Annotated in this window: 16 protein-coding genes and 1 pseudogene; 9 read left to right on the top strand and 8 right to left on the bottom strand. The window is 55.3% G+C overall.

Translation table 11 applies throughout. From position 1 onward, the window contains the following. Positions 1 to 35: 35 nt before the first annotated feature. A complete protein-coding gene (locus tag ABA45_RS13115; protein ID WP_048386780.1) occupies positions 36 to 581 on the top strand; it encodes a cytochrome b in 546 nt (181 codons plus the stop codon). 40 nt (positions 582 to 621) lie between these two features. Next, complete coding sequence (locus ABA45_RS13110; protein WP_048386778.1) at positions 622 to 1,203, top strand: YceI family protein; 582 nt, start codon at positions 622 to 624, stop codon at positions 1,201 to 1,203. Positions 1,204 to 1,292: 89 nt separating this feature from the next. On the opposite strand, the gene ABA45_RS13105 is transcribed toward ABA45_RS13110, so the two are convergent. Continuing rightward, a complete protein-coding gene (locus tag ABA45_RS13105; protein ID WP_048386776.1) occupies positions 1,293 to 1,523 on the bottom strand; it encodes a hypothetical protein in 231 nt (76 codons plus the stop codon). 121 nt (positions 1,524 to 1,644) lie between these two features. Continuing rightward, complete coding sequence (locus tag ABA45_RS19700; protein ID WP_048386774.1) at positions 1,645 to 2,013, bottom strand: methyl-accepting chemotaxis protein; 369 nt, start codon at positions 2,011 to 2,013, stop codon at positions 1,645 to 1,647. A gap of 99 nt (positions 2,014 to 2,112) precedes the next feature. On the opposite strand from ABA45_RS19700, the gene parC reads away from it, so the two are divergent. Continuing rightward, positions 2,113 to 4,419 carry a DNA topoisomerase IV subunit A gene (gene parC / locus ABA45_RS13095; protein ID WP_048386771.1) on the top strand — a complete coding sequence of 769 codons (2,307 nt, stop codon included), beginning with the start codon at positions 2,113 to 2,115 and terminating at the stop codon, positions 4,417 to 4,419. A gap of 7 nt (positions 4,420 to 4,426) precedes the next feature. Next, positions 4,427 to 5,674, top strand: coding sequence for a phosphoserine phosphatase SerB (gene serB / locus ABA45_RS13090; RefSeq protein WP_048386769.1), 1,248 nt, complete (start codon positions 4,427 to 4,429; stop codon positions 5,672 to 5,674). A 38-nt stretch (positions 5,675 to 5,712) separates the two neighbouring features. Here serB and ABA45_RS13085 read toward each other — a convergent pair whose 3' ends face one another. The 3 genes from ABA45_RS13085 to epmB form a co-directional block, all read right to left on the bottom strand. Continuing rightward, a complete protein-coding gene (locus ABA45_RS13085; RefSeq protein WP_048386767.1) occupies positions 5,713 to 7,797 on the bottom strand; it encodes an EAL domain-containing response regulator in 2,085 nt (694 codons plus the stop codon). A gap of 178 nt (positions 7,798 to 7,975) precedes the next feature. After that, a complete protein-coding gene (locus tag ABA45_RS13080; protein WP_048386764.1) occupies positions 7,976 to 9,766 on the bottom strand; it encodes a hypothetical protein in 1,791 nt (596 codons plus the stop codon). Between the two features lie 124 nt (positions 9,767 to 9,890). Beyond that, a complete protein-coding gene (gene epmB, locus ABA45_RS13075; RefSeq protein WP_048386763.1) occupies positions 9,891 to 10,943 on the bottom strand; it encodes an EF-P beta-lysylation protein EpmB in 1,053 nt (350 codons plus the stop codon). Positions 10,944 to 10,988: 45 nt separating this feature from the next. Between epmB and efp the strand changes: the two genes are divergently transcribed. Beyond that, positions 10,989 to 11,561 (top strand): elongation factor P, encoded by a 573-nt coding sequence (gene efp, locus ABA45_RS13070; protein WP_014872049.1) that lies wholly within the window; start codon positions 10,989 to 10,991, stop codon positions 11,559 to 11,561. Between the two features lie 7 nt (positions 11,562 to 11,568). Further along, positions 11,569 to 12,537: an EF-P lysine aminoacylase EpmA gene (gene epmA, locus ABA45_RS13065; RefSeq protein WP_048386761.1), complete on the top strand. Its 969-nt coding sequence runs from the start codon at positions 11,569 to 11,571 to the stop codon at positions 12,535 to 12,537. Between the two features lie 31 nt (positions 12,538 to 12,568). Here the strand turns inward: epmA and asd are convergent. Further along, positions 12,569 to 13,437 (bottom strand): annotated as a pseudogene (gene asd / locus ABA45_RS13060) (archaetidylserine decarboxylase). A gap of 91 nt (positions 13,438 to 13,528) precedes the next feature. Then, positions 13,529 to 14,599 (bottom strand): small ribosomal subunit biogenesis GTPase RsgA, encoded by a 1,071-nt coding sequence (gene rsgA / locus ABA45_RS13055; protein ID WP_048386759.1) that lies wholly within the window; start codon positions 14,597 to 14,599, stop codon positions 13,529 to 13,531. A gap of 162 nt (positions 14,600 to 14,761) precedes the next feature. Between rsgA and orn the strand changes: the two genes are divergently transcribed. Continuing rightward, entirely contained in the window at positions 14,762 to 15,304 is a 543-nt protein-coding gene (gene orn / locus ABA45_RS13050) for an oligoribonuclease (RefSeq protein WP_048386757.1), read from the top strand. Between the two features lie 60 nt (positions 15,305 to 15,364). On the opposite strand, the gene queG is transcribed toward orn, so the two are convergent. Continuing rightward, positions 15,365 to 16,471 carry a tRNA epoxyqueuosine(34) reductase QueG gene (gene queG, locus ABA45_RS13045; RefSeq protein WP_048386755.1) on the bottom strand — a complete coding sequence of 369 codons (1,107 nt, stop codon included), beginning with the start codon at positions 16,469 to 16,471 and terminating at the stop codon, positions 15,365 to 15,367. Positions 16,472 to 16,720: 249 nt separating this feature from the next. Here queG and ABA45_RS13040 point away from each other — a divergent pair, with 249 nt between their 5' ends. Both ABA45_RS13040 and tsaE read left to right on the top strand, forming a co-directional pair. After that, entirely contained in the window at positions 16,721 to 18,217 is a 1,497-nt protein-coding gene (locus ABA45_RS13040; protein ID WP_048386753.1) for a bifunctional ADP-dependent NAD(P)H-hydrate dehydratase/NAD(P)H-hydrate epimerase, read from the top strand. 59 nt (positions 18,218 to 18,276) lie between these two features. Further along, positions 18,277 to 18,792 carry a tRNA (adenosine(37)-N6)-threonylcarbamoyltransferase complex ATPase subunit type 1 TsaE gene (tsaE, locus tag ABA45_RS13035; protein WP_048386751.1) on the top strand — a complete coding sequence of 172 codons (516 nt, stop codon included), beginning with the start codon at positions 18,277 to 18,279 and terminating at the stop codon, positions 18,790 to 18,792. Positions 18,793 to 18,796: the final 4 nt, after the last annotated feature.

Below are 18,796 nucleotides of genomic sequence, written 5' to 3'. Positions count from 1 at the left end.
AAATGACTTATGTCGGAAAAGGAGCGTGAAGCGCTATGAAACTGCGAAACAGTCAGGCGACTTATGGCTTGGTGGCGGTGTTTCTGCACTGGTTGGTGGCCTTAACCGTGGCGGGCATGTTTGGTTTGGGTTATTGGATGGTAGGGCTTACTTATTACGACGCCTGGTACAAACAAGGGCCGGATATTCATCGCAGTGTAGGCGTGTTGGTATTTATTGCCATGCTGCTGCGGGTTGTGTGGCGCCTGATGAATCCGCGGCCGGAGCCGGTGGCGGGCCATCGGCGCTGGGAGCGTGCTGCGGCGCACCTTGCCCATGGATTGTTGTATGTGCTGCTGTTTGTTGCCATGGTCAGCGGTTACCTGATTTCTACCGCCGACGGCTCATCGGTAAGCGTGTTTGGCTGGTTTGATGTGCCCTCCATCACGGGCCGCATCAAGGGCATGGAAGACACCGCCGGTGTGGTGCATTATTGGGTAACCTGGAGTGTTGTCGTATTAGCGGGTATTCATGCGCTTGGCGCGCTTAAACACCATTTTATTGACCGGGACAATACTTTGCGCCGTATGTTTGGGCGTTGAAGATGTCCGACGCTGACATTTACCGGATGAGGAATCTCTTATGAAACGATTGTTTTTGGCATCGGCTGTGTATCTGGCTCTGGTCGGTGGCGCTCAGGCCGCAGACCACTCCGGCACCTACGCTTTTGATAAAAAAGGTGCTCACCAGTTTATCAATTTCCGTATTTCACACTTGGGTTATAGTTGGCTGTACGGGCGCTTCAACGATTTCGACGGCCAGTTTGTGTACGACGCTGAAAATCCGCAGAACAGCTCGGTATCGGTGTCCATCGATACCGCCAGTGTTGACAGTAATCACGCCGAGCGCGACAAACACCTCCGCGACGAAGATTTTCTCTACACCGGTGAATACCCGCAAGCGACGTTCAAAAGCACCGGCGTTCGTCTGGACGAAGAAGGAGAAGCTGATATTGTGGGTAACCTGACGCTGCGCGGTGTGACCCGTGAAGTCGTCTTGGATGCGGAGATAATTGGCCACGGCGCCGATCCCTGGGGTGGTTATCGCATGGGTTTTGAGGCAGAAACCGAGTTTCGGCTTGCTGACTTTGGCATTCCCACCAATTTGGGCCCGGCGTCAGAGGTTGTGACTCTGGAGATTTCGGTGGAAGGTATCCGCCAGTAATCTCAAAATGGCGAGTGCAATAAATCGGCGCAAAAAAATGGCGGAGCCGTGTGGCTACGCCATTTTTGTTTGGGTTTTGGTGAGCGTGCTCAGGCTTCTTTGTGGCGCGGTTCATTGCCTTGGCACAGGTAGCGCATACGCCAGAACTGACCGACAAAAATAACCAGCCAAATCACCAGGCAGGCCCACAGATACGCCGCTGGAACGCGGAAGCTGCCGCTGATGGCAAACTCCACCAACAACATCAGCACTAATGCTAGCACTGCATTAGCCAACGCAGTCATCATAGCTTGCCCGCAGGCTTTCAGGTTTGGCTTCATAGTGGTCCGCTTAGTGAAAGAAAAAACGGTCTTCTATTACCGCCGAGGAGCATACGATGATTTTGGAAACCGCTCCATTCGGGAATTCCGCTATTGGAATTGGTGTATTCAGGCTGCGAGCCTATACGCGGAACTTGGCCGTCTGCTTCTCCAGTTCGCGGGCATAACCATCCAGTGCGTGGCTGGTCGCATTAATCTCTTCTGATCTGGCTGCGGATGCAAAGGCCAGGTCGTTAATGTCTGTGATGCTGCGATTCATGTCATCAACCACTTGGGTTTGCTCCTCGGTGGCGGATGCAACACTGGTGTTCATGTCGGATATTCGGGTTGTTGCCTCAAGAACAGCGTTCAGCTCTTGTTCGACTTCTGTCGCAAGGGCGCCCAGATCGTCGTCCAGCTCGACGAGAACGCGTTGAGTAAGGTCGCCTTCTGGGTTGAGGCTTTGATGCGAGGTGCCACAGGGTATTGGTGTATCCGCGTGCTGCTCCATATAATGTTTCGCGCTAACAGGTCGTGATTATTCCGAGCGCACAGGGTAGCATCACGGCCTCCTTAAACATCAGGCAGTACAGGCAAAAAAGAGGCATCCATGCCAGAGTTTCAGACAACGGACGAAGGCTTTGAGCGGGTTGCGCTCAGGGACTATACGGAAAAAGCCTATCTTGACTACTCCATGTACGTCATTCTTGATCGCGCTCTTCCCAATGTCGGGGACGGGCTGAAGCCGGTTCAGCGGCGCATTATTTACGCCATGTCGGAACTGGGCCTGAAATCGACGTCCAAATACAAAAAGTCTGCCCGCACCGTGGGCGACGTGCTGGGTAAATTCCACCCCCACGGCGACAGTGCTTGTTACGAAGCCATGGTGTTGATGGCACAGCCATTTTCTTACCGCTACCCGCTGGTGGATGGCCAGGGCAACTGGGGTTCGCCAGACGATCCAAAATCGTTCGCTGCCATGCGCTATACCGAATCGCGTTTGGCGCGCTTCGCCGATGTGCTGCTCAGTGAACTGGGCCAGGGTACGGCCGATTGGGTGCCCAACTTTGACGGCACCATGGACGAGCCTTCCATACTGCCGGCGCGCTTACCCCATGTGTTGCTCAACGGTACCACGGGCATTGCCGTGGGCATGGCGACGGACATACCGCCCCACAACGTGCGCGAAGTGACGGCGGCCTGTGTTCACCTGCTGGATGCGCCCGATGCCACGGTAGAACAGCTGTGCGAATACATTCATGGGCCGGACTACCCCACTCGAGCGGAAATTATTACCCCGCGTAAAGACCTGCTGCAAATGTACGAAACCGGTCGCGGTTCGCTGCGCATGCGTGCGCGTTGGGTGAATGAAGGCGGCGACTTGGTAATCACTGACTTGCCCCATCAGGTATCCGGTAACCGGGTGCTGGAGCAGATTGCCCAACAGATGCAGGCCAAAAAACTGCCCATGGTGGCAGATTTGCGCGATGAGTCAGACCACGAAAACCCCACCAGGCTGGTGATTGTGCCCCGTTCAAACCGGGTAGACGCCGAAGGCCTGATGGCACATCTGTTTGCCAGTACCGATCTGGAAAAGCCTTATCGGGTGAATATCAACGTGATTGGTAACGATGGCCGTCCTGGTGTGAAAGGCCTGGTGCAGCTGCTGACCGAGTGGCTTACATTCCGCCGCGCCACGGTGATAAGGCGCCTGCAATACCGGCTGGATAAAGTACTGGCCCGACTTCACCTGCTGGAAGGGCTGCTGATTGCCTATCTGAATCTGGACGAAGTGATCGAAATTATCCGCTATGAGGACAAGCCGAAAGCCGAATTGATGACTCGGTTCTCGTTGTCAGCGGATCAAGCCGAGGCGATTCTTGAGCTGAAGCTGCGCCACCTGGCGAAGCTGGAAGAGATGAAAATTCGTGGCGAACAGGATGAACTCGCCATCGAACGCGACCACTTGCAGGCCATTCTGGGTTCCGAGAAAAATCTGCGCCAGTTGATTAAAACTGAATTGCAGCAAGATGCCGAAACTTACGGCGATGACCGCCGTTCACCGATCGTAGAACGGGGTGAATCGCGGGCGTTTAGTAATATTGACTTGGTGTCCAACGATCCGGTCACCATTGTGCTGTCTGAAAAAGGGTGGGTGCGAGCGGCTAAAGGCCACGATATCGATCCGCTGGGTCTGAGTTACAAGGCCGGTGACAAGTTTTCTTTGCAGGTACACGGGCGCAATAATCAACAGGTTATTTTTCTTGACTCGACCGGGCGCGCATACGCCCTGATGGCCCACAGCCTGCCGTCAGCAAGAGGTCAGGGTGAACCGTTGAGCGGGCATATCAACCCGCCGCCGGGCGCTCAATTCTGCGGTTTGCTGATGGGCGACAGCCAGCGAAAGGTGGTGCTGGTGACCGATGGAGGTTATGGTTTTGCAACCTCGTTGGGTGACATGCTGAGCAAGAACCGCAACGGTAAAACACTGGTCAGTGTGCCTAAGGGCGCCCGCATTATGGCGCCGGTGATGGTGCCGGCGCTGGCGCTGGCGCCTGAAAGCCGCGAAACCCTATACCTGGCCGTGGTGTCTAACGAAGGTCGAATGTTGGTGTTTCCGCTCATAGAACTGCCGGAACTGGTCAAAGGCAAAGGTAACAAGTTGATCAGTATTCCTTCGGCCCGGGTGCAGTCCCGTGATGAGTTTGTGGTAGCGGTGGCGGTCTTCGCCCACAGCGACCAGCTCGAAATCCACGCCGGTAAGCGAAAAATGAGCCTTCAGTTCAACGATCTTGAGCATTATCTTGGCGAGCGCGGCCGTCGCGGCCACAAGCTACCACGGGGCCTGCAGCGGGTTGACCGTATCGGGGTTACAGCTGTGGCGGCGGCAACCGGTGCGGCCCATCAACAGGAGTAAGCAGACAGTGAGTGAACTGGTTCTGATTAACGTTTCCGGGCGTGACAAACCCGGTCTGACCTCCGAGATTACTGGCATCATGGGCCAGTACGAGGTGCGAATTCTGGATATCGGCCAGGCGGTGATTCACGATTACCTAACGTGGGGGATCCTGATCCAGATTCCTGACGCGTCGCACTCATCACCGGTAATCCGCGATTTGTTATTTCGCTTGCACGCCTTGGATTTGCAAGTACGGTTTGCGCCGATTACACCCGAGGAATATCAACAGTGGGCTCAGGGCCGCAACCGCGCCTGCTACATTGTAACGCTGCTGGCGCGAGACATAACCGCCGAGCAGATTGCGCGGGTGTCGGCTATTACCGCTCGCCACCAGCTCAACATTGATAACATCACGCGGTTATCGGCGCGGCCGTCACTGAACGTGGATGAGAACCGCACTGCCTGTGTGGAGTTTTCCGTGCGTGGTACGCCAGACAATCTTGCACAGTTGAGGGCGGATTTTCTGCATCTGGCCAGCGAGATGAACGTGGATATTGCGTTTCAGGAAGATTCGATTTTTCGTCGCAATCGCCGGCTTGTGGTATTCGATATGGATTCCACCCTGATTGAAGCCGAGGTGATTGACGAGCTAGCGTTGGAGGCTGGTGTAGGGCCGCAGGTGGCGGCCATCACTGAGCGTACCATGCGAGGTGAGCTGGATTTTAGCCAGAGCTTTGCCGAGCGTCTTGCGCTGTTGAAGGGGCTAGAGGAGTCGGTTCTGGAGCGGGTTGCCGCCCGCTTGAAGATGACAGAAGGCGCCGAGCACCTGATTCGAAGCTTAAAGGCGTTGGGTTACCGGACTGCGATTCTGTCGGGAGGTTTTACCTACTTCGCCCGTAACCTTCAGCGCCAGCTTGGCATTGATTATGTTTATGCCAATGAATTGGAGATTGTGGACGGTAAGGTAACCGGCCGGGTGTCTGGCACTATTGTAGACGGTGCGCGCAAGGCCGAACTGCTGCTGGAAATTGCAAAAAAAGAACGCATTTCCCACGAACAGGTTATCGCCGTGGGTGACGGCGCTAATGATTTGCCCATGCTCAGCGAAGCGGGCTTGGGCGTGGCGTTTCGTGCTAAACCCGTGGTGAAGGAATCTGCCCGCCACGCAATTTCAACCCTCGGGCTAGACGCTATTCTGTACCTGATTGGCTTTCGTGAAAGCGACACCAATCAGCAGGTACAACCGCCACGAGACCATGACACAGGGCTATAAGTAGCGCATGAAACAATGTCTGAAATAGCGCCTGGGGATCAGTTGTCGCTGAAATCGTAGGTCATTTCGGGCGTGGGCGGTTGTAAGTAGTAGCCCTGAATGTAATTTACCCCGGCCTGCCAGAGGGTTGCCAGTATGCCGGCGCTTTCTACTAACGGCACAATAGACAGCTTGCCGGCGCTTTGCAGTGACTGCACCATTTCCTTGAGACGTTCGCGGGCGTCGTGATCATTCTGCAGCTCCTCGGTAAACGAGCTGTCTATTTTTATGTAGTCGGTGTCGATATGGTTGAGCGCATGAAACGGGTTCAAAGTGCAGCCAAACTGGGTGATGGACACCTTGCAATGCAGTTGGTGCAGAGTTTTTGCGAAGTCCTTTGCCTGTTTTGTGAAATTATTGGCGTCGCATTCGCGGAGCTGGAATATCAGCGTGTCACCCGGCAGGCGAGCAGCCTTCAGAGCCACACTTAGCCACGGTGTGAAAGTTTTGTCGTGCAGAGTTTCGGTCGTCACGTTCAGAAATAGCCGGGTGTTCTGGCCCTTCACCCGGTGCGCAGCCAGTTTTTTTATGGCTTGCAGGAAGACCCAGCGGTCGATCTTCACAGCCGTGTCTGTGGGTCCTATGGGTGGCAAGAAGTTGTAGGGCGAAATATCTTCGCCTTTGTCGTCCAGCATGCGCACGTAAACTTCATAGTGCTCTTCACTTTCCCCGCGCAGATTGATAACGGGCTGGAACAGCAGGCGAAACTGATCGTTGTCCAGCGCCCGGTTTATACAGTCTATGGCGGTGTTATCGTTGAGCATTCGGTGTTCAGCGGCATTGTGTACTCGCACGCCGTTGCCGTGGGTCTGCTCGTTCTGTTTTTTCAGTTCGACTGAAGCGCGGTGCGCGCGGGCCATTAACTCTTCGGCTTTGGGCGAATTTTCGGTGACGCCAGCAACGCCGATACTCACCGTGAGCTGTACCGAGCGGCCGTCGACATCGAACAGCGAACCCTCAATGGCTGTACAGATCCCCTGTGCCAAGTTGACCATGTCATTTTCGCTGTAGGGCAGGTATAACAGTGCGAACGAGTCGTCGCTCAGGCGCGCCAAGGTCATGTCTGCACCTACCTGCTCGCGCAGCAGAGTGGCCAGATCGCGCAGCAGAAAATCGACACCTGTAATACCAACGTCCCGCTTCAGCGGCGCAAAGTTATCCAATGAAATATAAGCCAGCGAGCCAGATTCGTTACTGGCGCCGGCCTGGGTAATAGCTTCCGCCAGCGAGGCCATGAAGAACGAGCGGTTATACAAGCCTGTAAGCAGGTCCTGATTACTGATTTGCATCAGCTTTTTTTCCAGTTCTGCGCCGTTGTGTTCTGGCTGTAGCACAATCTGTGTGCAGCGTTCGCCGTCAAAGGTGGCAAGCGAAGCCTGCATATTGGCGGTCAGTTCGCGGCCGTCACTGCGCCGCGCAGTTACTTTTTGGCTCATCCGTTCGCTACTTTGGTCGGCAAAGCCTTTAATCAGTTGGCGGTAGTCGTCTTGGCTTTGGCTGCCGAGGGTGTCCAGTACCGGGATACACATCAGTTCGTCGATGTCGTCGTAACCCAGAAACTCTAAATAGGACTCATTAGCATAAACGTGCATGCCTTCAATGACATAGGCAATGGCGTCTTTTGAGCTTTCCAGCAGGCGTTGGCAGCGTTGTTCGGCTTCGCGCAGGTGAGATTCCAAAAGCCGACGGCGTCGGCGCTCGTCAAGGTCCGTCAGTTCGCGATTCACGACCAGCACCAGCAGTGCCTGTTCGCTGTAGGGTACGGTGTCTTGTCCGCCGGCTTTAAGAACAGCCGTGGCGCGGGCCGCGTTGTAGTCATCGGTCAGCAATATGAAAGGAATGTCTTTACCAAGCCGTCGCAACATGGCTAACGCTGCGTCTACCGGGCATTCCTGTTCGGTGTCACGCGCCAGCATTATGTCCCAGTTGCCATTTTTGAGGGCCTCTTCGAGGTCTTCCTCGGAGGTAATGCGATGGGCCCGGGTAGCGCGACCGGAATTGCGTAACAGGCTGATCAGGTTTTCTGCGTCATTCAGTGACGGATCCAGAATAAGCATATGAACGGTGGAGGCTTTCTTCTGCATGACTCGACAATCTCGTGCTGCACACTGACGGAGCCGGGCCGCTGACAAAGCCCGGTTCTTGGAGGAGTGTGAATAATGAAGAGGTTGCCGGTTAATAACAAGTCCGGCACGGGCGTGGCGCTGAGTTGAGACACGCGAAGCTCTGATTAGGCAATCAGGTACAAAGAATTGACGCGTCTCACAGCAAGGGCCAGAGCGAATCAAATTCATCTTCGCTGGATGCAGGAGCGGGTCTATCGGTGCTGGTTTTAGCGTCAGGCATGCTCTGAAGTTTTATTTCAAATTGGTTGATGCTGCCTGTCGCCGTCATTTTTTTCAGCAGCTGGCCTTGCTCTTCGTGGTCATCAATCAGCAGGGTAATGCGGTTTCCAGATTGAAAGGGTATCCGCGGCACAATCAGCGTGGCAGGCTGGTTGATGACGCTGATCTCCGGCAGCATCAGCCCGCGTAAGTACTCGCTACTGTTACCAAGTTTCTGAATTAAGCGCACAGCGCAAGGTGTCGCCGTGGGTGCTTGTAGTTCAATGCCAATTTGCGTGCCCTCGTTTTTAATCTGACGAATCCAGCGAACTACGGCAACACTCCAGGGTTGTGAACTTTGCTCGCGTACGCCGAGAATTTCGCCTGTCTGCAGACTGCTCGGTATTTGGCTGTCCCAGACAATACAAAAGCCGCCAGGGCTGGTATTTATCATCTTTGTGCGACAGGCACAGGGCGCGTTTTTGAGTGCCGCGCTGGCACGGGCGCTGGCGCTGGTGAAGTTGATAGGGGCATTGCCGGCCAGCATGCCCTCGCCTCTGTTATCGGCATCGTGTGCGCCGGCCCAAGCGTCGTTTCTTCGAGTGGAGCTGCGGATAAACATGTTGTCTTCGGTGTCTTCCGCTTCAAGCTGTCGGGTGAAGTCGTTCAGGGTTTTGCGTCCCGCCATAAAATAGTGCACCGCGGTCAGCCCGACACACAGTTCGAGGCTGCCCTGGTTGGTTACGCGGTTGAAATTGCGTTTGGCAAGAGTGCCCAGCGCCTGGGCGAGGTGTATCAGCAGGGTATCACTGGTATGTGGAGGCAGCGTCAGTTCGCTTGCTTCGTTACTATCAGCTGTTTGAATGGCCTGGCTAATTTGGGCCGATAGGCGGCTGCTGTCAAAACTGAAAAAGTCGCCTTCTTCAGCCTCGCCCAGCAGGCTGCGGTATACTGGCGACTTGTCTGCGCGCATATTTACCACGAACAAACTGTCACCTTGGGCGCCGGGCACGAAATCTGTCAGATCGGTCCAAGGTTCGAACAGAGTAAAAAGCTGGCTCAGTTCCGTTTGGCGCAACTGGCTAGGGCGGGCGCACCCCAACAATAAAATTCGTTTGTAGGCATCGTCAATGCTGCTTGAATTGCGCTGGCCAGGAGTGGCATCGTTAATTTTAATAGCGGTTAGCTGATGCGCGAGCGCAAACTTGTAAAGCTTATGGCAATCCAGCCAGCTGTTTGGCGGGGTAGGGCAGTAAAGCTGATACGCTCGCAGTATGGTGCCGGACAGCTCGGTAATGCTGCGGTGAATGGCGACGACCAGAGCTTTGCGATTTTTATCCGAGGTGCCTGCATTCAGCAGTTCTATTACACAGAGTTTGTAACCTCCGGACAGGTGCAATTGCAGGGCCTGTGCCAGATTGGCGATCTTGCGTTGCTTTTCCGGCATTGATATCGCGGTACCGATGAAGTGGTGGGACAGCTCTGTGCACACAAAGTGGATTTTTTCACGAATAATGTCTAACAGTTGTAAGCGCTGCTGTGGCGGCAAAAAAAGCTGATTTAGCTCAATAATGGCGTGATAGAGCTGACGCGACATTTCGCCAATGTTGGCCATAGGCAATAACCCCGCCCATTGCTTGAAAGCTTTGGGTGTGGTGTCGCAGAACGAAAGGCTCGCGGTTTTTTGCTCTGGTACCCGGATATCTGGTTTCAGAAAGGTGCCTTCCATAGTAAGAGTAAGTGCGCAGAGGAATAAATGTATAGGTTTGCTACGTAATGTAAGTTAGCAAAGTAAATACGCAAAGCAAAAAATCATCGAGGCGACAATTCGTTACAAAGTAAGCCGCTTCGCTTTACTCCAAATCAAGAGGCGTTTTGCTGCCAGCACCGGGTAATTCTCGCACTAGACGCGGCACCAAAAAGCCTGGCAGGCGTTCAAGCAGTCCACGTGTAAGAGCTTTTGCCTCGCTGTCCGGGACGGAAAAATGGTGAGCCCCTGCTACAGGGTCAAACGCGTGCAGGTAGTAGGGCAATACACCGGCATCGAACATTCGCTCGCTGAGCTGTTCCAGTACATCGACGCTATCATTTACACCACGTAGCATAACACTTTGGTTCAGTAGGGTCACACCGACGTCAGTTAACTTTTGCAGGGCTTGAACAGTAGCATGGTCGATTTCCGCAGGATGGTTGATGTGCAGCACCACAACCACCCGTAAACGGGTAGCGCGAATCCATTGTAAAAGCGCATCGCAAACCCGCTGAGGAATCACGACCGGAAGCCGGGTGTGAATCCTCAGCCGGCGTAGGTGAGGGATCTGCTCAAGGGCCTGGGCCCATTGCGCCAGTAATTTATCGTTGGCGGCCAAGGGGTCGCCACCGCTGAAAATCACTTCGTTAATTTCCGGACTGTTCGCCAATGTGTCCAGCACGGTTTGGCGGTCCTGCGGTTTGAGCCGTTGTTCGTCGTAAGGGAAGTGGCGACGAAAACAGTAGCGGCAATTAATGGCGCACTGCCCGGTCACCATGAGTAAGGCACGGCTTTTGTATTTTCGGATCAGCCCTGTTGTTGCCATAGCGTCGGCTTCGGCCAGTGGGTCGGCGACAAATCCGGCCAGGGTGCGGGTTTCGTCGACCAATGGCAGTACCTGACGCAGCAAGGGGTCGTTGGGGTTGCCATATTCCATACGCGCCAAAAAAGGCTCGGGCACCCGTATCGAAAACAGCAAGTGCCCGGCATCTGCCCCGGCCAGCCATTGTTCAGGGCAGAGCCCCAGACGTTCCAGCAGCTCTGCCGGACGGTTGATGGAGCTGGCTAAAATCTGTTGCCAGCTGGCGGACTCTGAACTTTCCCCACACTCCGGGTGAGCGCGGGCTTCTATAAGCACGGGGGTTAGCTGTATCATAGCGGCCTTAAAATTCTGAACAGCCTATTGGCAGGTGGACATTTCATGGCTTCATATTCTACCAACGAATTTCGCGGCGGTCTTAAGGTTTTGTTTGAAGGCGACCCCTGCATCATCCTGGAAAACGAATTTGTAAAACCCGGTAAAGGCCAGGGCTTCAGTCGGGTGCGCCTGCGCAACCTGATGACCAACCGGGTGTGGGACCGTACCTTCAAGTCTAACGAAAGTCTGGAAGGTGCAGACGTGATGGATCAGGACATGGAATACCTGTACACCGACGGCCAATTCTGGCACTTCATGCTCACCGATGGTTCGTTTGAGCAGTACGCGGCCGATGGAAAAGCTGTGGGCGATACTCTTAAATGGCTAAAAGAACAGAATGTTTATACGGTTACGTTGTTTAACGGTGCTCCACTGACGATTACGCCGCCGAATTTTGTCGAGCTGGAAGTGGTTGAAACCGATCCGGGCATGAAAGGCGATACCGCCCAGGGCGGTTCCAAACCGGCGACTTTGTCCACTGGCGCCGTGGTGAGCGTACCGCTTTTTATTACCATTGGTGAAGTGTTAAAAGTAGACACTCGCACCGGTGAATATATGAATCGGGTTAAAAGCTAGGGCGTTGATGGGCAATGCTGATAACTGGCGGCCTAGCGCTGCCAGCCGAGCCCTGAAAAGCCGCGCACAACAACTGTCGTTTGTGCGCAGTTTTTTTGCGCAGCGCCAAGTGCTGGAGGTTGAAACCCCGGTGCTGGGCCGCTGCGGTGTCACCGACCCCAATCTGAGCGGTATTTCTGCCCGGGTGAGCGCAGCGGGCCGTCAAGGCGGATGGTTGCAGACTTCTCCGGAATATCACATGAAGCGCTTGTTGGCAGCGGGCTGTGGCGATATCTACCAGGTTACAAAAGTATTTCGCGACGGTGAAAGCGGGCGTCGGCACAACCCCGAATTTTCCATGCTGGAATGGTACCGCTGCGGCTTTGATGACCAAACCCTGATGAACGATGTAGCGGACCTGGTCTGTTCCTGGCTTGACTGCTTGCGACCGCACACTCTGAGTTATCGCGAAGCGCTACGCCGCTGGGCGCATATTGATCCATTTACCTGCACCGATGCGCAGCTGCACGCCCGCTGCGGGCAATGGATGGAGCCGCAGCAGCTTGTGGGTATGAGTCGCGATGACTGTCTGGACTTGCTGATGAGTTTTGCGGTCGAGCCCCGGTTAGGGTTAGATTGCCCGGTGTTTATCCATCAGTACCCTGCTTCACAGGCCTCGCTGGCGCGCACCAGCCAGGTTGGCGGTTTCGCGGTCGCTCATCGCTTTGAGTTGTATATTAATGGGCTGGAATTGTGTAACGGCTACTGGGAGCTGGCGGATGCGGATGAGCAGCGCCGGCGTTTTGTAGCGGACAACCGGCTCCGTCAGGCCCGCGGCCAGGCAGCCATAGAGCAAGACGACGCTTTTCTGGCCGCAATGGACAGCGGTTTGCCCGATTGCGCCGGCGTTGCCTTGGGGCTGGACCGGTTGTTGATGCTGAAACTGGGTGCCAGCTCTATTGATGAGGTGCTGGCCTTTCCATTCGCGAAGGCCTGAGCGCGATCGTTTCCAATTCAAGCTTCAAACTTCACGCTTCGACCTGGCCGAAAACTTCGCCTAACTTCACTTTTTTCCGGGTTTTTGGGCGTTACTCCACTGAGCTCTGCCTTTTGACATTACCATCACGACCGTAGAGCCCAAGCGGAAACGACCCATTTCCTCACCCCGTGCAAACTTCAGGGCCTGCTCGTCGCTGTAGCTTTGCTGGCTAACACCGCCGTCGCCCGGCGCCGCTCCCGGTTTCACGACGCCGGCCCAGGGTGTTTCCACACTGCCAACAATCATTGCGCCTACCAAGACCAGCGCCATTGGGCCAGCCGCGGTATCAAACATGCAGACGACGCGTTCATTGCGGGCAAACAGGTTGGGCACGCTGGCCGCGGTAGCCGGATTTACAGAGAACAATCGGCCGGGCACGTGCACCATTTCCTGCAGCTGCCCGGCCATCGGCATGTGAATCCGATGATAGTCGCCGGGGGCCAGGTAAATGGTGGCGAATTCACCTTCGGCGAAGATATCGGCCCGCTGCTGATCACCGCCTAACAGTTCCAGCAAGCTGAACGATTGGCCCTTGGCCTGAAAGATGCGGCCCCCGCTTATATTGCCCAACTGGCTGACACAACCGTCTACCGGGCTAACCAGCGTGCTTTCGTTACCCTCAATGGGTCGCAAACCAGGCTTGAGTGCTCGGGTAAAAAAATCATTGAAGCTATCGTAGGCTTCGGGGTCACTGTTTTCAGCCTCGCTCATGTTGACGCCATAGCGGTTAATAAACCAGCGTATCAAGCGGCGGCGTAAGGCTGGCGTACCGGTGCTGTCAGCCAGGCGCCCAGCCAGACGGGAGAGTGAGTGCTGGGGCGTAATATGCTGGCTCAGAACAAACAGCTTTTCCATCATCAGAAAAATCCTTTGGCTACGATGGCGCGACGTTTAATAAACGGCCCATTTTATCAAAAAGTGTATACCCCAACGCACAAGATTTCCGGCGCTACCGTATTCCGGGTTGAGCCAGTTTTAGGCCGCGAGCCTGCTGCTCTGCCATCGCTTGTAAAATGCGGTGGAAACTCCTTTTGCGTTCCGGGCTTAGGCGACCGTCTTCCGCAGCGGCATCAATGGCGCAACCGGGGTCGCCGGCGTGGCGGCAGTTGCGGAACTTGCAGTAGCCCATCAGGTCTCGAATTTCGCGAAAGCCATACTCGATCTCTTGCGGTGTCATATGCCAAAGGCCAAACTCGCGAATGCCCGGCGAGTCAATCAGGTCGCCTCCGATGGGCAGGTGAAACAGCTTGGCGGTGGTGGTGGTGTGAATGCCTTTGCCGGTGCTCTGCGATACTGCGCCCACCCGCAGTTCTTCATCGGGCAACAGGGTTTGAATGATGGACGATTTACCCACCCCAGACTGGCCCACAAACACCGTCGTACGATCTTTCACCAGGGCTTCCAGCTCTGGCGGTGGCTGGTTGCCAGCCAAGGCAGCGGACGTGCGCACCACCTGATAGCCCAATGCTTCGTAGCGTGCCAGTAGTGCGTCTATGGCGCTGCGGTTGTCGTCGTTGATCAGGTCGGTTTTATTCAGCAGCAGTATGGCCGGAATGTCAGTGGTTTCTGACGCCACCAGATAGCGGTCAATCAGGTTGTCGTGGGGCTCTGGCTCGGGGGCAATCACCAGGATAATGTAGTCAATATTCGCCGCCACCGGTTTCAGCGCGCCGAAGTTGTCCGGCCGCTGCAGTAGGTTGATGCGTTCGCAGCGAGCGACGATTACGCCGGTCAGATTTTTACCGGAGCGCCAGATGACTTTGTCGCCGGTGACCAAGCTGTCGATATTGGCGCGCACAAAGCAGCGTACAACGGTTCCTTGGTGCTCGCCTTCAAGGGCTTCTACGTCCAGTTGCTGGCCGTAGTGCGCAATAATCAAACCTTGAACTTCCGGCCCTAACTCACCCGCATCGACTTGCTCTTTTACCTGTTCTTCCTTACGTGCGGCGCGCGCTGTCCGTTCGCCCTGAATTTTTTCGATGCGCCATTGTTGCTGTTTGTTAAGTCGCCGTTTTGCCATAGAGTTTTCATTAACCGGGTAAAGTTTCAGGGTTGTTTTAAAGCTGCTGTGTCATCATATTGGCATACTATTTGTCATACAACCGGTTTGGCGACTGCACTATCGACTGTTTCGCTGATAAATTCCGGATTTTACCGTTAGCACCATGTAGGAGAAATATCGATGGAAAAGGGCAATCGCCTGGTTTGGATTGACTTGGAAATGACAGGTCTGGATCCGGAGCAGGAGTGCATTATTGAAATGGCTACCCTGGTTACCGATTCCGAACTCAATCTGATTGCCGAAGGCCCGGTGCTTGCGGTGCATCAGTCTGACACTCTGATGGGCGCGATGGACGAATGGTGTACCCGTACCCACGGTGAAAGTGGTCTGACCCAACGGGTAAAAGACAGTCGTATCAGCGAAGCCGAAGCCGAGCAGCAGACCCTGGCGTTTTTGCGCGAACACCTGGAACCGGGTGATTCTCCTTTGTGCGGCAACAGTATCGGCCAAGACCGGCGCTTTTTGGTCAAGTACATGCCGCAGCTAGAAGAGTTCTTCCATTACCGCAATCTGGATGTGTCTACCATCAAAGAGCTGGCGCGGCGTTGGCGTCCGGATGTGCTGGACGGAGTCAAGAAACAGGGCAATCATCTAGCGCTGGATGATATTCGCGATTCTATTAACGAGCTGCGCCATTATCGCGAGCATTTTTTTAAACTGTAAGATCGTTTAAATTCTGATGCGCACAAGCGATACGAACGCCCGGGGTGCAACTGTTGCTTTTCAAAGTGCCAGTCCGTGTTGGGCCAGCGCCCACTCCACATGCTCGCGTACCATCTCAGACGGGTAATCCTGGCGCGCCCGCAGCGCTTCTAACACCGGAATGGTGGTAGGGGCGTTGCCCAGCCCGACCGCCAGATTGCGCAACCAGCCGTGATAACCGGTGCGGCGAATAGCCGAGCCTTCTGTACGCTGCAAAAACTGTTCTTCGCTCCACATCATCAGCGCTGCCAGAGACGTGTTATCCAGACCGTGGCGGGGTTTGAAATCGTCTTCTTCTGAATGTTTGCTGAACTTGTTCCACGGACACACCAACTGGCAGTCGTCGCAGCCAAACACCCGGTTGCCCATTAGTGGACGCAGCTCTTCCGGAATACTCTCTTTCAATTCAATGGTCAGATAGCTTATGCAGCGCCGCGCATCCAGCATGTGTGCGTCCACAAATGCATTGGTAGGGCACAGCTGCAGGCAGGCCGAGCAGCTGCCGCAGTGATCTGTTGTAAAGGGCGCGTCTATGGGTAAAGGCGCGCTGGTATAAATCTCCCCAAGGAAAAAAAACGAGCCCGCTTTGGGGTGTATCACCATGTTGTTTTTGCCAATCCAGCCAAGCCCGGCACGCTGGGCCAGAGCGCGTTCAAGCACAGGAGCGCTGTCCACAAAGGCGCGATGCTGGTGGCCTTCAAGGGCGCTGTCGATACGTTTGGCCAGCTGCGCCAAGCGCTTACGCATAAGCTTGTGGTAATCGCGTCCCAAGGTATAACGGCTGATGTACGCGTTTTCGCGATTGCGAAGCGCCTGTTCTGGGTTGTCGGGCAGCGTCAGGTAATCCATGCGCACGGAAATGACGCGCGCAGTGCCCGGAACCAGCGATGCCGGGGTATAGCGCTTGTCGCCGTGGTTTGCCATGTAATCCATGGTGCCGTGGTAGCCCTGCTCCAGCCAGTGTTGCAAGCGTTGGGCGTGTTCGCCCGTATCGGCGCTGGTAATACCGAGGTCGGCAAAACCCAGCTCTTGGGCCCAGTCGCGAATCTGTTGCACCAATGCCTGCAGATTCGCCGTCTGGTCACTGTTTTTTGCGCAGGTTGTTGATGTTGCAAGTGATGCTGTCATTGGCCGGCCGTGTGTGTGGGGCGAATCTGGGTTTTGCTGGCGTTGGCGTGCAGATTTAATTTGATTAAGTTGTGACCTTTTTTGTGGTTTTGCTATGCTTTACAAATAGCTGGCAATTTGTCTTAAACCGGTTTCTTTGGCTTGGGGTGTCCGATGTCGTGGTCAGCAAGGAACAGTCTATCAGAGTCCTGTCTGTCAAAGCCTGATCTGTCAGCGATCGCAGGTCACGGAGCTGGCCTGCCGCAGGCTTTGTACAGCGCTAGTTCGGTGCGCAATTTGGACCGGTACTTGATTGACGAACAAGGAGTTGATGGCTTTGAGCTGATGCAGGCCGCTGCCCGCAGTGCTTTTTGCCAGCTTTTGCGACGCTGGCCCCAGTGCCGCCGGGTGTTGGTGCTCTGCGGCGCGGGTAATAATGGTGGCGATGGCTATCTGTTGGCGACATGCGCTCTGCGCCATGGCTTGGGCGTAACCTGCCTGGTGCTGACAGATCCCGCTAAACTGCAGGGTGATGCCGGTAAAGCCTGGCAGCGGGCGAGCGCTCAGAAGATCAGTATGGTGGACGCAGTGCAGTCGACTGACAGGGATTTGACGAGCCTTTTGGAACAGGCCGATGTTACGGTAGACGCCATGTTGGGCACCGGCCTGAATGGTGCGCCACGGGGTGAATTCGCGCGAATTGTTGTGCTTTGCAATCAATCAGCTGCGGGCGTTTTGGCTCTGGACGTACCTTCAGGACTCAATGCCACCACCGGTGCAGCCGCGGGTGATGTCGTTGCAGCGGATGCTACGATAACGTTTATAGGTTTGAAAGTTGGTTTGTTCACCGGCCACGGTCCTGCTGTTTGTGGTGAGGTGGTTTTCGAGGATTTGGGATTTGCCCAGCAGCTTGGGGGCTGTACCGAGCCGGTGTTAGCCACACGGGCTGACTGGTCCTCCGTTACTTTGGGTATTTCGAAGCGCGCTGCCAACGCTCACAAAGGCAATTTTGGCCATGTGTTAGTGGTTGCGGGCGATCGCGGTTTTGGTGGTGCGGGGCTGCTGGTGGCTGAGGCCGCTGCGCGCAGCGGTGCAGGGCTGGTTTCCTTGGCAACCCGGCAAGAGCACGTGGCTGCGGCACTGAGCCGGTGCCCGTCGGTAATGAGCCACGGCGTTGTGCATGGCTCTGAGTTGGCGCCTCTGTTAGCGTCGGCAACCGTGGTGGTTTGTGGACCAGGCCTTGGCCAGTCGGTCTGGGGTCAACAGATGTTGCAGCAGGTGTTGGAGTGTCACAAACCGCAGGTGCTGGATGCCGACGCCTTGAATCTGATGGCGAGCAAAACGTCGGTAGCCGCGGACAATCGTGTTTTGACCCCTCACCCTGGTGAGGCTGCGCGCCTTTTGGGTTGCACCGTTGCAGAGGTGGAGGCTGACCGGTTAAGCGCCGCGCGCAAGTTACAGTCGCGCTACGGAGGCGCCATTCTACTTAAGGGTGCCGGCACAGTAATTGTAACCATGCACGGTCAAATGTTTGTGGTCAGCGGCAGTAATCCCGGTTTGGCTACCGGGGGAATGGGGGATGTACTGGCGGGTATTGCGGGTGGTTTATTGGCTCAGCTGACGGATCCGGCCCAGGCCGTCGTGACGGCTGCAGCTCTGCACCTGGCAGCAGCCAATATGGCAACCCAGCAGTTCGGCTATATGGGTTTGCAGCCAACCGATGTTATTGATGCCTTGCCCCGGGTGTTAGCCTGCTCAGGGCATTGAATGGAGCAGTCATTGAGCGCAGCGTTGTGTAAACGAGTTCGCGGCATACCGGAGGATCTATGACAAATTTTGGCAATGAGCGCCGGCTGTTCCTGGCTGATGACAGTGAAACCGAACGCTTGGGCCGGGAGTTGGCGCGCTTGGTCCAGCGCGCAGAAAACGCGCTGGCGATTTATCTGGATGGTGATCTGGGTATGGGCAAAACCACACTCAGCCGAGGCCTGCTGCGCGGGTTAGGGCACGAGGGTGCGGTAAAAAGCCCGACTTACACCATCGTGGAGCCTTATGAGAATTTGCAACCGCCGGTGTATCACTTTGACCTGTATCGCCTGAAAGATCCGGAAGAACTGGAGTTTATGGGCATTCGTGATTATTTCAATGATCATAATTTATGCTTGGTGGAGTGGCCGGAGAGGGGTGAAGAGCTACTGCCCACTGCGGACTTGACAGTGCATCTGGAATCCCAGGGCAATGGTCGTTCGGCCGTCTTGCGCGCTGGCTCTCAGATGGGCGCGGATATGTTGAATGAGCTGGAAATAACTGGCCCGGAAGATGCGCACCACACCGATTCGTGACAAA

This window comes from Marinobacter psychrophilus (assembly GCF_001043175.1).
Lineage (GTDB): Bacteria > Pseudomonadota > Gammaproteobacteria > Pseudomonadales > Oleiphilaceae > Marinobacter > Marinobacter psychrophilus.
This window is presented reverse-complemented; position numbering and strand designations above follow the sequence as displayed.